This is a genomic window from Sphingobium sp. BYY-5, assembly GCF_022758885.1.
Taxonomy (GTDB): Bacteria; Pseudomonadota; Alphaproteobacteria; order Sphingomonadales; family Sphingomonadaceae; genus Sphingobium.
Genome location: NZ_JALEBH010000001.1, coordinates 734,777 through 748,540 on the forward strand (window position 1 = coordinate 734,777; position 13,764 = coordinate 748,540).

At 64.1% G+C, this 13,764-nt stretch carries 13 protein-coding genes and 3 tRNA genes; 8 read left to right on the forward strand and 8 right to left on the reverse strand.

The features are described from left to right. Window positions 1–20 precede the first annotated feature (20 nt). Window positions 21–965 carry a glutaminase gene (locus MOK15_RS03595; RefSeq protein WP_242930355.1) on the forward strand — a complete coding sequence of 315 codons (945 nt, stop codon included), beginning with the start codon at window positions 21–23 and terminating at the stop codon, window positions 963–965. Here the strand turns inward: MOK15_RS03595 and MOK15_RS03600 are convergent. Continuing rightward, entirely contained in the window at window positions 962–2,746 is a 1,785-nt protein-coding gene (locus tag MOK15_RS03600; RefSeq protein ID WP_242930356.1) for a cation:proton antiporter, read from the reverse strand. The two genes, MOK15_RS03595 and MOK15_RS03600, sit on opposite strands and share 4 nt — an antisense overlap. 74 nt (window positions 2,747–2,820) lie before the next feature. Continuing rightward, window positions 2,821–3,564: a class I SAM-dependent methyltransferase gene (locus MOK15_RS03605; RefSeq protein ID WP_242930357.1), complete on the reverse strand. Its 744-nt coding sequence runs from the start codon at window positions 3,562–3,564 to the stop codon at window positions 2,821–2,823. 166 nt (window positions 3,565–3,730) lie between these two features. On the opposite strand from MOK15_RS03605, the gene MOK15_RS03610 reads away from it, so the two are divergent. From MOK15_RS03610 to MOK15_RS03625, 4 genes are all read left to right on the forward strand, one after another. Next, window positions 3,731–4,885, forward strand: coding sequence for an AI-2E family transporter (locus tag MOK15_RS03610; RefSeq protein WP_242932616.1), 1,155 nt, complete (start codon window positions 3,731–3,733; stop codon window positions 4,883–4,885). A gap of 42 nt (window positions 4,886–4,927) precedes the next feature. After that, a tRNA-Asp gene (locus tag MOK15_RS03615) sits at window positions 4,928–5,004 on the forward strand. A gap of 81 nt (window positions 5,005–5,085) precedes the next feature. Further along, a tRNA-Asp gene (locus tag MOK15_RS03620) sits at window positions 5,086–5,162 on the forward strand. A gap of 81 nt (window positions 5,163–5,243) precedes the next feature. After that, window positions 5,244–5,320, forward strand: a tRNA-Asp gene (locus MOK15_RS03625). 75 nt (window positions 5,321–5,395) lie between these two features. On the opposite strand, the gene aqpZ is transcribed toward MOK15_RS03625, so the two are convergent. The 5 genes from aqpZ to MOK15_RS03650 all read right to left on the reverse strand — a co-directional run bounded on the left by aqpZ (window position 5,396) and on the right by MOK15_RS03650 (window position 7,995). Further along, window positions 5,396–6,127 carry an aquaporin Z gene (aqpZ, locus tag MOK15_RS03630; protein WP_242930358.1) on the reverse strand — a complete coding sequence of 244 codons (732 nt, stop codon included), beginning with the start codon at window positions 6,125–6,127 and terminating at the stop codon, window positions 5,396–5,398. Window positions 6,128–6,391: 264 nt separating this feature from the next. Beyond that, entirely contained in the window at window positions 6,392–6,634 is a 243-nt protein-coding gene (locus MOK15_RS03635; protein ID WP_242930359.1) for a DUF2842 domain-containing protein, read from the reverse strand. Continuing rightward, window positions 6,631–7,212, reverse strand: a complete 582-nt coding sequence (locus MOK15_RS03640) for a 5-formyltetrahydrofolate cyclo-ligase (protein ID WP_242930360.1) — start codon at window positions 7,210–7,212, stop codon at window positions 6,631–6,633. Before MOK15_RS03640 ends, MOK15_RS03635 begins: the two co-directional genes overlap by 4 nt. Before the next feature lie 260 nt (window positions 7,213–7,472). Further along, the gene (locus MOK15_RS03645) at window positions 7,473–7,808 is read right to left on the reverse strand and encodes a cell division protein ZapA (RefSeq protein ID WP_242930361.1); all 336 of its coding nucleotides are present in this window, start codon (window positions 7,806–7,808) and stop codon (window positions 7,473–7,475) included. Beyond that, entirely contained in the window at window positions 7,801–7,995 is a 195-nt protein-coding gene (locus tag MOK15_RS03650) for a hypothetical protein (RefSeq protein ID WP_242930362.1), read from the reverse strand. The genes MOK15_RS03645 and MOK15_RS03650 overlap by 8 nt, the downstream gene beginning before the upstream one ends. A gap of 178 nt (window positions 7,996–8,173) precedes the next feature. Here MOK15_RS03650 and tkt point away from each other — a divergent pair, with 178 nt between their 5' ends. From tkt to MOK15_RS03665, 3 genes are all read left to right on the forward strand, one after another. Further along, window positions 8,174–10,141, forward strand: coding sequence for a transketolase (tkt, locus tag MOK15_RS03655; protein ID WP_242930363.1), 1,968 nt, complete (start codon window positions 8,174–8,176; stop codon window positions 10,139–10,141). Window positions 10,142–10,172: 31 nt separating this feature from the next. Beyond that, window positions 10,173–11,183: a type I glyceraldehyde-3-phosphate dehydrogenase gene (gene gap / locus MOK15_RS03660; protein WP_242930364.1), complete on the forward strand. Its 1,011-nt coding sequence runs from the start codon at window positions 10,173–10,175 to the stop codon at window positions 11,181–11,183. Window positions 11,184–11,329: 146 nt separating this feature from the next. After that, complete coding sequence (locus MOK15_RS03665; protein WP_242930365.1) at window positions 11,330–12,532, forward strand: phosphoglycerate kinase; 1,203 nt, start codon at window positions 11,330–11,332, stop codon at window positions 12,530–12,532. Between the two features lie 21 nt (window positions 12,533–12,553). Here MOK15_RS03665 and MOK15_RS03670 read toward each other — a convergent pair whose 3' ends face one another. Then, on the reverse strand, window positions 12,554–13,756 hold the full coding sequence (locus MOK15_RS03670) for an MFS transporter (RefSeq protein WP_242930366.1): 1,203 nt from the start codon (window positions 13,754–13,756) through the stop codon (window positions 12,554–12,556). Window positions 13,757–13,764: the final 8 nt, after the last annotated feature.

The window sequence follows — 13,764 nt, forward strand, 5'->3', positions numbered from 1 at the left end:
CAGCACGAACAGAAGCGGTCATGACGTCAGATTTGGATGGGATCGTTGCCGATATCACCGCCGCCATGCGCGAGGCCGAGGAACGCGGCACCGTCGCCAGCTATATTCCCGAACTGGCGAAGGTCGACCCATCCCAGTTCGGCATTGCGATCGCCACAGCAGACGGCCGCATCTTCACGGGCGGAGATGCTGACGCCGGCTTCTCGATCCAGTCGATATCGAAGGTTTTTGCGCTCACCCTGGCCCTGGGCAAGGTCGGCGACCAGTTGTGGGACAGGGTGGGACGGGAGCCTTCGGGCAATGCCTTCAATTCGATCGTCCAGCTCGAACAGGAGCATGGCATCCCGCGCAATCCCTTCATCAATGCTGGTGCGATCGTCGTCGCCGACGTCAATCTGGGCGGGCATCAGCCGCGCGTCGCGATCGGGGAGATGCTGCGCTTCGTCCGCTATCTCGCCGGGGATGATGGTATCGCCATCAATGAAGCCGTGGCCGCATCGGAAACCGCTACCGGTTTCCGCAACATGGCGCTCGCCAACTATATGCGCGCCTTCGACAATGTGCGCCACCCGGCCGATCTGGTGTTGGGCACCTACTTTCATCAATGCGCGATCGAGATGAGTTGTCAGCAATTGGCGCTCGCTGGGCGCTATCTGATGCTGGACGGGCGGCATCCGGGTGGGGGCAGGGTGGTGTCGCCCCGTCGCGCGCGGCGTATCAACGCGCTGATGCTCACCTGCGGTCATTATGACGCATCGGGCGACTTCGCCTTTCGCGTCGGCATACCGGGCAAATCAGGCGTTGGCGGCGGCATATTGGCGATCGTGCCGGGCCGGGCCTCTATCGCGGTCTGGTCGCCAGGTCTTAATGCCAGTGGAAACAGCCAGTTGGGCACACTGGCGCTGGAGGAGTTGGCGCGCCGCACGGGCTGGTCGGTGTTCAGTCCGCCGCCGGAAGGGGATTAACCTATCTCGTCGGCCCGAAGGCGGCGCAGCTTGGGCGCGGTCTGGAGTTGCGCCGCGTCCTTGATCCCGACCCTAAGATCCTCGCGCATCTGGTGGATGGAAGCGATCACCGGTCCCATGGCGACGCCCAGGTCCACTAGCGCCGTTTCCGCCAGTTGCAGCGAGCTTTCCAGTGTTTCCGGCACGGCGTCGCTGGCGCCGGCCTTGTAGAGTTGCGCCGCATGGTCGGTGTCGCGGGCGCGGGCGATGATGGGCAGATCAGGCACCCAGCCGCGCACCCGCTTGGTCACGCGCACGGACAGCACCGGGTCGTCCATCGTCAGGATCAGCGCACGGGCATGGCCCAGCCGCAATCGGTCGAGCATTTCTGCGCGCGCGACGTCGCCGAACAGGATCGGATAGCCCAGCCGCCGCGCCTCCGCGACCACATCGGGGTCGGATTCGACCACGATGAAGCGCTGATTATGGGTGCGCAGCAGGTCGCACACCATGCGCCCGACACGCCCGAAGCCGATGACGACTGCTGCCGCCTCTGTGTGCTCCTGCCCGGCTTCCACCGGCTCCTCGCCCAGCGCCATTTCCAGCCGGCGGGCGATGTCGTGGCCCAGCCGCGCCAGCAGCGGCGTAATGGTCAGGCCGATAGCGGTCACGATCTGCCAGAAAGCGGCGGTCGAGGGCAGAATCAGCTTGGCCGCCGCTGCCGCCGACAGCACGATCAGCGTGGTTTCGGAAGGGCTGGACATCAGCACGCCGACTTCCAGCGCCACGCCCTTGCGCGCGCCGGAGAAGTAGAGCAGCGCGCCAGTCACCAGCGTCTTGGCCAGCACCACGCCGACGACGGCGAGCAGCAGGCTCTGCCAGTTGGCCAGGATGACCCGGATGTCGAGGCTCATGCCGACGGTAATCAGGAAGACGCCCAGCGCCAGCCCCTTGAACGGCGCGGTCATCACCTCGACCTCGCCATGATAGTCGGTTTCGGCAATCAGGATTCCGGCGAGCAGCGCCCCCACGATCGGAGACAGGCCGGCGATCGACGTCACCATGCTGGACACGATCACGACCAGCAGGCTGGCGGCCAAGAAGACTTCGGGGCTTTTGGTCCGCGCTGCCTGACGGAAGACATGCGGCAGGAACAGGCGGCCCAGCACCAGCATGATCGCGATGGTGATCCCACCCCGGAGCAGAGTATTTATCATCTCGCTCCAGGCGCCGTCCGGGCTGGCCGCGACCGATGGCGCGAGCGCGCCGAGCATGAAGATGATGGGGACGAGCGCAAGATCCTCGAACAGCAGCATCGAGAAGGCGGCGCGCCCAACCGCGCTCTGGGTGCCGACCATCGGCAGCACGACGGCGGTGGACGACAGGGCCAGCGCCAGTCCCAGACCGATCGCGCCGGCGCCGGGCTGCCCCAGCAGATAGAGGCCGGCTGCGATCAGCAGTCCGCTGCCGATCAATTCGGTCGCACCGACGCCGAAGACCTGCGTCCGCATCGACCATAATCGCCGGAAGCTCAGTTCCAGACCGATCGAGAAGAGCAGCAGGATGACGCCCAGTTCGGCAAATGGCTCGATCGCTTCCCCGTTCGATATGGTGACATGATAGAGCCACGGATATTCACCGACTAGCGCGCCAAGTCCGGCCGGACCCACCGCCAGGCCGACCAGGATGAACCCGATTACCGGGCTGATGCGGAAACGGGCAAAGCCGGGAATAACCAGACCCGCCGCGCCAAGAATGACGAGGGAGTCACTGAAACTATTGGGATTGATTGCGCCAGCCATGACGCCATCATCGCGGTAAGCGCGGCAAATAGCCAGTGAGGTGAAAAAAAAGAACCGCCCCTGTAATGGTCGGGCTATTTCGTCATTACGACGATGGCGCTTTCCCGCAGGTCAGGATTGAACAGGAGGCGCAGCACCCTTTTGGTCATGCGCCAGCGCCGCTTGCTCAGCCAGCGTTTCGGATATGTGCGCGGCAGATAGAATGTATCGTGGAGCTGGTGCGAAATGGGCAGCACCCGAAAACCGGTAAAGCCCGCTTCCTTCCCCCGCGCGATGATGAGGTGCGGGGGCATGTCGCGTTCGTTGACGCCGTATTTCTCCATCGCCTCGATCGATCCGGGGGCCGTGCTGTGCCCTTCGCCCGGCTCGTGGGTGATGAGCAGGCCGCCGGGCTTCAGCGCGCGCCAGGCCGAACGGATCGCCAACGCTTCATCCTCCGCATGGTGCAGGGAGTCGAAGAAGATCGCTGCGTCGAACTGGCCGTCAAGGTCGAGATGCTCGTAATCGCTGCACAGAAAATGGGTGCGATGTTCCATATCGTTCAGCCGCGCATTGTCCTGCGCCAGCGCCACCATGTCCGGCGCGATGTCTTGCCCGACCACCTCATAGCCATGGCGGGCATAGAAGACGCTGGTCCAGCCACCGCCGCATCCCAGGTCCAGGATGCGCGCGGGCGGGGGCGGCAGCAGGCTCATGATGAAGCCGATGGAGATGAGCTGAATGCCGCATGACGGATCGGAAAAGGGCTTGGTGAGCGAATGCGTCGCTCCCCCTTCCCCTAGATTGGCGAGATAGGCGCGTTCGGCGTCTTTGGGCATTAAATAGGTCTCCACTCGAACCTCCGCCGTAGAATAGCTTGGTGCGAGCCTCAAGCGAACTTATCGCGTCCTGCCGCCGCCGATCGATAGGACGCTGCTTTGGAAATTGACGCGGATCATCGCCCGGCGCACATCGAAGGCGATTGGGCGGGCGAGAGAATCAGGCGTGACACCGGCGGAACAGCAGGAAATCAATCGGCGGCGCGACCGTCTGCTCGCATCGATCGCGTTGACGTCGGGGATCGGGTTGATCCTGGCGTTGCCCTTTGCGTTGCGGGCCGGGGCGGAATTTTTCCTGCCGCTGACCGCCGCGCTGGTGATCGCGATCGCTCTGGTGCCACTGCTCGAATGGATGGAACGGCGCGGCTTGCCTTCGGGACTGGCGGCGCTGATCGCTGTCGTGGGCTTCCTGCTCGTTGCCAATACCGCATTGGTGCTGATCGTCGTGCCGGCGACCGACTGGTTTCGCATCCTGCCTCAGCGCCTGCCGCAGATTCAGGCGAACCTTGCTCCGCTGATCGATTTCTATGCCAATCTTCAGCGTTTCGTGGACGAAACCGTTCAGATGCTGGCGACCGGGCCGGTGGCGGCGGCGCAGACGGCGGCGGTGGAAGCGCCCCGATCGCTGCTGCAATTTGCCGCAACTTCGGCGCCCTCCGCGATCATCCAGATGGTATTCGCGCTGCTCATCATCTATTTCTTCCTGGCCGGCTGGACGAAGCTGCGTCGCCGGACGATCAACAGCCGGGGTAGCTTCGACGGCGCGATGGCGGTGGCGCGCGTGATCCAGAATGTGGTCGACGCGACATCCGCCTATGTCATCACCATCGCCACCATCAATCTGTGCCTGGGGCTGGCGGTCGCCGTTGCGCTCTGGGTGATCGGTATGCCGTCGCCGCTGATGTGGGGCGGTATCGTCGCGTTGCTGAACTTCGTGCCCTATTTCGGGCCGATGCTGGCCGCCGTGCTGCTGGGGCTGGGTGGCCTCATGGTGTTCGATGATGTCTGGGTGGCGCTGCTCCCCGCCGCGCTACAGGTCGGCTTCCATCTGGTGGAGGCCAATGTCATCACGCCGTTGTTGCTCGGCCGGCGGCTGACGATGAACCCGTTGCTGATTCTCGTTTCGCTGACTTTCTGGGGATGGGTGTGGGGCACGCCGGGCGCGCTGTTGGCGGTGCCCTTGCTCATCATCATCCAGACGGTGGTGTCGGCGGCGGGAACGCCGGATATCGCCGGTTTCCTGTTCGAACAGGGCACGCTCACCGTCTCGCGCCGCAAAGAAAATCACGAGAAAGATGAAACTGATGTTGCGGACGGTTGACAGCATCGGCGGACGCTCATAGACGGCGCATCCACACCAAACGCGGGTGTAGCTCAGTTGGTTAGAGTGCCGGCCTGTCACGCCGGAGGTCGCGGGTTCGAGCCCCGTCACTCGCGCCACTTTCCTTGACCGGAGGGTGGAAGGTGTAAAAGATCCGCATCGTCTGGCGGCTGTGAAGCTGCGAATGGATGTCACCCTGCGCGGGTGTAGCTCAGTTGGTTAGAGTGCCGGCCTGTCACGCCGGAGGTCGCGGGTTCGAGCCCCGTCACTCGCGCCACCTTCCTTGATCGGGAGGTGATTTTTCTCAGATTCGCAATCTTCGATGGCCGTTCGGCCACAAGAAGGGCGCGTGCTTCGCGCGGGTGTAGCTCAGTTGGTTAGAGCGCCGGCCTGTCACGCCGGAGGTCGCGGGTTCGAGTCCCGTCACTCGCGCCATTTCTCATACATGCCTGTTCGACAGGCCATGGCAGGGCCGGCGTCGTTTTGAGACGCCAGCCCTATTTCCCATGCTTATAGTTCTTCGCCGGTCACGGCTGGGGGTAGCGGATCGGTGGCCAGCCAGCGATAGACGCCGCCTGCCGCCACTGCGCCGACGATCGGTGCGATCCAGAACAGCCAGAGCTGTTGCAGCGCCAGTCCGCCGACCAGCAGCGCCGGTCCCGTGCTGCGCGCTGGATTGACCGACGTGTTGGTCACAGGAATGCTGATGAGGTGGATCAGCGTCAGGGCAAGGCCGATCGCGATCGGCGCAAAGCCGACCGGCGCCCGGCTGTCCGTCGCGCCGAGAATGACCGAGAGAAAACCGAAGGTCAGCACCAGCTCGATCGCCAGTCCCGATGCCAGCGTATAGCCGCCGGGCGACAATGCTCCATAGCCGTTCACCGCCAGCCCGTTATCGGCCAGCGCGAAATCCGGCTGACCGCTGGCGATATACAGCAGCAGCGCGGCGGCCAGTACGGCACCCACCAGTTGCGCGATGATATAGGGTGCGATGTCGCGCACCGGGAAACGTCCTCCGGCCCACAGGCCGATCGTGACCGCGGGGTTCAGATGGCATCCTGAAATATGGCCGATCGAATAGGCCATGGTCAGTACCGTTAGGCCGAAGGCCAGGCTGACACCCAGCAGGCCGATGCCGACGTCCGGAAAGGCGGCGGCCAGTACGGCGCTGCCGCAGCCGCCGAAAACCAGCCAGAATGTCCCCAATGCTTCAGCGAAAAGCCTCTTTCCCAATGCTACCATCACCGTCTCCTGTGCCAGTGAGTCCATGCCACCGACGAAGTCTTTGTCCGGTGCGGGGTGGCGCCGCCCGATGCGAGAGGGGGAAAGCGGGGACGGCGCAGGCCCGTGCCGGGCGCGCAGGGAATGGTGATGGGCCGATCATCATGGCGTCACACTCCGTCCGGTAACAGATATTGCCCGGACATGGCCGGGCGCTCCGTTACGTTATCTCAACGGATTGATATCGATTCGCAGCGGGATTGTCACGGCCTATCGACTTGCGGCCTATCCGCGCCGCCAGCGCCCCGTCTCCATCCAGACGAGCAACCGCCTGAGCGGCAATATCCAGATCCACACGATGCCCAGCACGACATAGGCCAATGTCTGCGCCCAGACCGGCAGCGTGCCGATCAAGCCGGACAAGCTGGCGACCAGCACCGCCCAAAGCAGGATCAGGCCGATGATGGTCAACATCCCCACCGGTTTGCGCCAGCTCGGCTGGTGATAGTGGCGCGGATCGATGCTCACAGCTCAGGCCCTTCGATCAACTCGACTTCGGTCAGGATGGCGTGCAGCGGCAGATCCCAGGGATCGGCAGGCACCGTGTCGATCTCTTGCGCCGACCAGGCCAGGCCCACGCGCAGCGCTTCGGGGAAGCGGGCAAAGGCGCGATCATAATAACCGCCACCCTGGCCAAGACGATTCATCGCGCGGTCGAATCCGATCAGCGGCGCGATGATGACGTCGGGCGTGACGGGGCCGTCGCCCGGATCGGGATGGCTGGTGCGGAACAGGCCGGGCAAGAGGGGCTCTTCCGGCTGCCAGCGTAGAAAATCCATGCTGCCCAGCCGATCGAGTACGCGCGGCAGTGCCACGACCTTGCCCATCGCCTGCAATTGCGCGGCCAGGCGTTGCGCGGGCGCTTCGTCGTTCAGGCCCATATAGAGCGCCACGACCTGCGCCTGCGTCATATGGCGGGCAAGGGGGGAGGGGATCGCCTTGAACGCCAGCCGGTGCGCGAGCGAATCGAGCGTAGCGACGAAATCACGCCGCCGCTGCCGCGCGATCATGCGCAATGTCACCTTGTCGGGCTGTTCGTCGCTCATAGGCGCCTTACCTGATTCATCATCATGCTCTTGCACAGGCAGGCGCATGACCGCTCTGTAATCGAAAGATTTGCCTGGCGGCGGAGGAGGGTGACGGGACCGCCTCGGTCGTTTGCTGGAAGATCCTCTGACGCCTCAACGTCAGGTGGGGACCATGTAGATCGGGCCGGAACCCGCCCAGGGACAGCCCCCTTGGATGTGATTATCGCCTCAGGGATGTTCGCTAAAGCTCGTGCCGCGCAGTGCCCGTCATCGCCAATCTAGGCCTCCGAAGCGGTGGCGGCAAGTCCGGCGCGCAGCTTTTCTATGCGGGCGGTCAGCGCCTCGATCGCGCGGACCGCTGTTTCATCATCTTCTTCCAGCGGCAGCGGCTCTTGCCGGCCCGTCGTTTCGCTGCGCAAGTCGTTCAATTCGTCGGCCAGGAAGAGGGCAGCGAAAAGCAGAGTGCGGATTTCGGTCATGCCGGGCGTGGACCGTTGCGCCTGTCGGGCCTTTTCCTCGATTAATCGCGCCAGATAGGCCAGATGCGGCTCGTCCCCGTCGCGGCAGCCTATGTCATAATGGCGTCCGGCAATGTGCAGTGTCGTTTCAGCCATGGGTTCGTCCCTTGATATCCTCGATCAGTGCGTCGAGCGACCGTAGCGCCGCATGGGCGGCGGGCACGTCGATGCCGGGGGAGGGGACGGTATGTGGAGCCGCAACATTGTGGGCCACTTCTTGTTCGAGCTGATTGATCGCACGCTCTAACGCGCCGATCGCCAGCTTCATGCGCTCGCTAGCCATGTCTCTCCATAGCGAAAGCCGGGCGCACGTGAAAGCCGGGATCGGGCGGTTCGGCGCGGCTTTGCCCCCTGCGATGGTTGACGCATGGGGCTTGACGCGACAAAGGAGGCGCCAACTCGACTCGCCCGCAGGTGCGCGGGCCGTCCTTACGCCTGTTCAGGAAAGACGCCCGCCCATAATGACCGTTTCCGAAAAGTCGCTCGCCAACGCCATCCGGGCGCTCTCCATGGACGCCGTGCAGGCTGCAAATAGCGGCCATCCGGGAATGCCGATGGGCATGGCGGACGTCGCGACGGTGTTGTTCGGCGATTATCTGAAATTCGATCCGACCCAGCCCAAATGGGCCGACCGCGACCGTTTCGTGCTGTCGGCGGGCCATGGGTCGATGCTGATCTACTCGCTGCTGCACCTGACCGGCTATGCGCGCCCGACGATCGAGGACATCGCCAACTTCCGCCAGTTGCACAGCCCCTGCGCCGGCCATCCTGAGAATTTCGAGCTGGCGGGCGTGGAAGCGACCACCGGTCCGCTGGGTTCGGGCCTGGCGACGGCGGTCGGCATGGCGATCGCAGAGCGTCACCTGAACGCGCAATTTGGCGACGATCTGGTCGATCACCGCACCTGGGTGATCGCGGGCGACGGCTGCCTGATGGAAGGCATCAACCATGAGGCGATTGGTCTTGCGGGCCACCTGAGTCTGGGCCGCCTGATCGTGCTGTGGGACGATAACAAGATCACCATCGACGGCGCGGTCGACCTGTCGAGCAGCGAGGATGTTCGTGCCCGCTATGCCGCGACCGGCTGGCATGTCGTGTCGTGCGACGGCCATGATGTCGCTGACGTGCGCCGTGCGTTGGCGGAAGCCGTCGCCGATCCGCGCCCCTCGCTGGTCGCCTGCGCCACCAAGATTGGTTATGGTGCGCCGAACAAGGCGGGCACGTCGGGCGTCCATGGTTCCGCGCTGGGCGAAGCCGAAGTCGCCGCCGCGCGTGAGTTCCTCGGCTGGACCGCAGAGCCGTTCGTCATTCCCGAAGACATTGCCGCCGCCTGGCGCACGATCGGCGCCAAGGGCGCTGATGTTCGTTCTGCTTGGGAGGATCGTCTTGCAAGTAACGAAAAGGGCGCAGAATTTTTGCGCCGCATGGCCGGCGAACTGCCCACCGATTTCTCGCTCGAAACCTATATCGACAGCCTGATCGCCAATCCGCAGAAGGTCGCGACCCGCAAGGCGAGCGAACTGGCGCTGGGCGCGATCAACGATCTGCTGCCCGAGACGCTGGGCGGCTCGGCCGACCTGACCGGCTCCAACAACACCAAGACCAAGTCGACCGGTCCGCTGACCAGGGACGACTATAGCGGCCGCTATGTCTATTACGGCATTCGCGAGTTCGGCATGGCCTGCGCGATGAACGGCATGGCGCTGCATGGCGGCGTCATTCCCTATGGCGGCACCTTCCTGGTCTTTTCCGACTATATGCGCGGCGGTATTCGTCTGGCCGCGCTCCAGCAGCAGCGCGTCATCCACGTGCTGACCCATGACAGCATCGGGCTGGGCGAAGACGGCCCGACCCACCAGCCGATCGAGCATGTCATGTCGATGCGGATGATCCCGAACCTGGACGTCTATCGCCCGGCCGACATTGTCGAGACGGCGGAATGTTGGGAACTGGCGCTCAAGGATGCGACCGGCCCGTCGGTGCTGGCGCTGACCCGTCAGAACCTGCCGCAGTTGCGCACCGAAAAGAGCGAAAATCTGTCGTCCAAGGGCGCTTATCGCCTGGTCGCTGCGACCGCCGCGCGCAAGGTCGTGCTGATCGCCACCGGTTCGGAAGTCGAGATCGCCGTCGCCACCGCCAAAGCTCTGGAAGAACAGGGCATCGGCGCCGATGTCGTCTCCATGCCCAGCTTCGCGCATTTCGATGCGCAGGATGCCGCCTACAAGGCCGACATCCTGCCCGCCGATGTGCTGCGCGTCTCGATCGAGGCGGGCACGACCTTCGGCTGGGAACGCTATACCGGCCTCGACGGGCTGCGTTTCGGCATCGACGGCTTCGGCGCGTCGGCTCCGGCGGAAGCGCTCTACGACTATTTCGGCCTGACCGCCGCCAAGATCGCGCCGCAGGTTGCGGCCGCCCTCAATTCCTAACCGACCAACAAAACACCAGGAGGCTAGTGCTGTGGCAACGAAGGTAGCAATTAACGGTTTCGGACGCATCGGCCGCCTGGTGGCGCGCGCCATCCTGTCGCGCACCGACCATGACCTGGAACTGGTCAGCATCAACGATCTGGGCGATGCCCAGTCCAATGCACTGCTGTTCAAGCGCGATTCGGTTCACGGAAGCTGGGCGGGCGACGTCAGCGTCGACGGCGATTTCCTGGTCATCGATGGCAAGCGCATCAAGGTGACGGCGGAGCGCGATCCCGCAAACCTGCCGCACAAGGAACTGGGCGTTGACATCGCCCTGGAATGCACCGGCATTTTCACCACCAAGGACAAGGCTGGTGCTCATCTGACTGCCGGCGCCAAGCGCGTCGTCATCTCCGCGCCTGGCACCAATGTCGACAAGACCATCGTGTTCGGCGTCAATCATGACGCGCTGACCGCCGACGATATCGTGATCTCGAACGCTAGCTGCACCACCAACTGCCTCGCCCCGCTCGCGAAGGTGTTGCATGATGCGATCGGCATCGAGCGTGGCTTCATGACCACGATCCACAGCTATACCAACGACCAGAACACGCTGGACCAGTTGCACAAGGACATGCGTCGCGCTCGCGCCGCGGCTCTGTCGGTGATCCCGACCACCACCGGTGCCGCTCGCGCCGTGGGTGAGGTTCTGCCTGAGTTGAAGGGCAAGCTGGACGGGTCGTCGGTGCGCGTGCCGACGCCGAACGTCTCGGTCGTCGACCTGAAGTTCATCCCCAGCCGCGATACGACCGTCGAGGAAGTCAACAACCTGCTCAAGGCCGCGTCGGAATCCGGCCCGCTCAAGGGCGTGCTGGGTTATTCGGACGAACCTTTGGTGTCGATCGACTATAATGGCGACGCGCGCAGCTCGATCGTCGACAGCCTGGAAACGGCCGTCATCGAAGGCAAGCTGGTTCGCGTGCTGAGCTGGTACGACAATGAATGGGGCTTCTCCAACCGCATGATCGACACCACGGGTGTCGTGGCGAAGTTCCTGTAAGCATATATTTAACCTCCGTTCGCCCTGAGCTTGTCGAAGGGCACGGCTGAGCGGAGCGAAGCCACTTCCCCCGGATCCAGTCCGGGGTCAGTGGAAGGGCTTCGACTTCGTTCAGCCCGAACGGCAATTGGGATCAGGGGAAAAACATGACCAAGCCGTTCAAGACGCTCGACGACATGGGCGACATCCACGGCAAGGCCGTGCTGGTGCGCGAAGACCTCAACGTGCCGATGCAGGATGGGTCGGTCAGTGACGACACCCGCCTGCGCGCGGCGATGCCGACCGTGCTGGAACTGGCCGATCGCGGCGCCAAGGTGCTGATTCTCGCGCATTTCGGCCGTCCCAAGGGGCAGAAGAACCCGGAATTTTCGCTGTCGAAGATCACCCGTCCACTGACCCAGGTGCTGGGCCGCGAAGTGCAGTTCATCCCCGACTGCCAGGGCGAGGCCGCCGTTGACGGTATTGCGGTGATGCGCCCCGGCGACATCGCGATCCTGGAAAATACCCGCTTTCACGCCGGTGAGGAAAAGAACGACCCTGCGCTGGTGGACGCCATCGCCGCGATCGGCGATCTTTATGTGAATGACGCCTTTTCGGCCGCGCATCGCGCCCATGCCTCGACCGAGGGATTGGCGCACAAGCTGCCTTCCTTCGCCGGCCGGTCGATGGAAAAGGAACTGGACGCGCTTCAGGCCGCATTGGGCGAGCCGGTGAAGCCCGTTGCGGCGGTCGTGGGCGGGGCCAAGGTCTCGACCAAGCTCGACGTGCTCAACAATCTGGTCGCCCAGGTCGATCATCTCATCATCGGCGGCGGCATGGCCAATACCTTCCTCCACGCGCGCGGTGTCGATGTCGGCAAGTCGCTGTGCGAGAAGGATTTGGCCGACACGGCCGAGGCGATCTTCGACAAGGCGGAAGCGGCCGGTTGCACCATTCACCTGCCCTATGACGTGGTGGTGGCGAAGGAATTTGCCGCCAATCCGCCGTCGGTCCGCACCTGCAACGTGCATGAAGTGGCCGAGGATGAGATGATCCTCGATGTCGGCCCCGCCGCTGTCGAGGCGCTGGGCGATGTGCTCAAAAATTGCCGCACCCTGGTATGGAACGGCCCGCTCGGCGCGTTCGAGATCGTGCCCTTCGACACGGCGACCGTGGCGCTGGCCAAGACCGCCGCGGCCCTGACCAAGGAAGGTCAGCTCACCTCGGTCGCGGGCGGCGGCGATACCGTAGCGGCGCTCAACCATGCGGGTGTGGCGGCGGATTTCACTTTCGTCTCGACCGCCGGTGGCGCCTTCCTCGAATGGATGGAAGGCAAGGAACTGCCGGGCGTGAAGGCGCTGATCGGCTGACCTCATTATCGATTAGGGGCGTCAGCGCGGTGTGCTGGCGCCCCGGTCGAACAGCAAGAAGACCAGGGTGGCGACGCCGCCGATCGTCGCGCCTGCAAGTGCGCTCGCCGACCAGCCGCCGGCTTCATAGGTGGCCGACCCGATCACCGATCCCATCGCACCCACCAGGAACATCACCGTCACATAGGCGGCGTTGATGCGACCGCGTGCATGGGGATCGAGCGAGAAGATCAGCTTCTGCCCGGTAATCTGGCTCATCTGCACCGCGCCGTCGATCAGCACCGCCATGATGGTGAAGCCGATCAGGCTGCCCGCCGCCACGGTCCAATCGGCAAGCAGGAAGCAGACCGTCAGCCCCGCCAGCCCGATCAGCGAAGCCGGTCGAGTCAGGCGGCGGTCGGCCATCCAGCCCGCGACTGGCGCCACCAGTGCGCCGCCGGCTCCCGCCAGGGCGAAGGCGCCGATCCCGGCATGGCCCAGGTGAAACTCATGGATCAGCGCGAGCGGCGCTGCGGTCCAGAAGAGGTTGAACGCGGCGAACATCGACGCCTGGTAGAAGGCGCGCATCCGCACCACCCGATGCTTCACCAATTGGGAGAAGGTGGAAGTCAGCACTTCGCCATAATGCATCCCGCCCTTGGGCCGGCGCCGGGGGCAGGCGATCAGCAGCGCCACCGCGACGATCGCCATGGCGACAGCCGACAGGATGAAGGTGGCGCGCCAGCCGACCGATCCGGCCAGGAAGTTCGCGATCGGGCGCGACAGCATGATGCCGAAGAGCAGGCCGCTCATCACGGTGCCGACGACGCGCCCTTGTTTTTCCGGGGCTGCGAGGTGCGAGGCGAGGGGGATCAGAACCTGCGCGCCGGTGGCGGCGACGCCGGTCAGGATCGATGCCACCAGAAAGGTGGTGGGGCCGTTAGACGTGGCGATGGCGATGCAGCCCAGGGTGGTCACGGAGAAGGATATCAGGATGATGCGGCGATTTTCGAACAGATCGGCCATCGGCACCACCAGGAAGAGGCCGATGCCGTAGCCGAGCTGCGTCAACGTGGTTATCAGTCCCGCGACGCCCGCCGACATGCCGATTTCGGGGCCAATCACGTCGATCAGCGTTTGCGCATAATAGAGATTAGCGACCATCACGCCGCAGGCCACAGCCATCAGCAGGAGGGCGCCACGGGAGAGGTCGGTGCGGTCGGAAGGGAGAGGGGTGGCAGTCATGCGCGCCT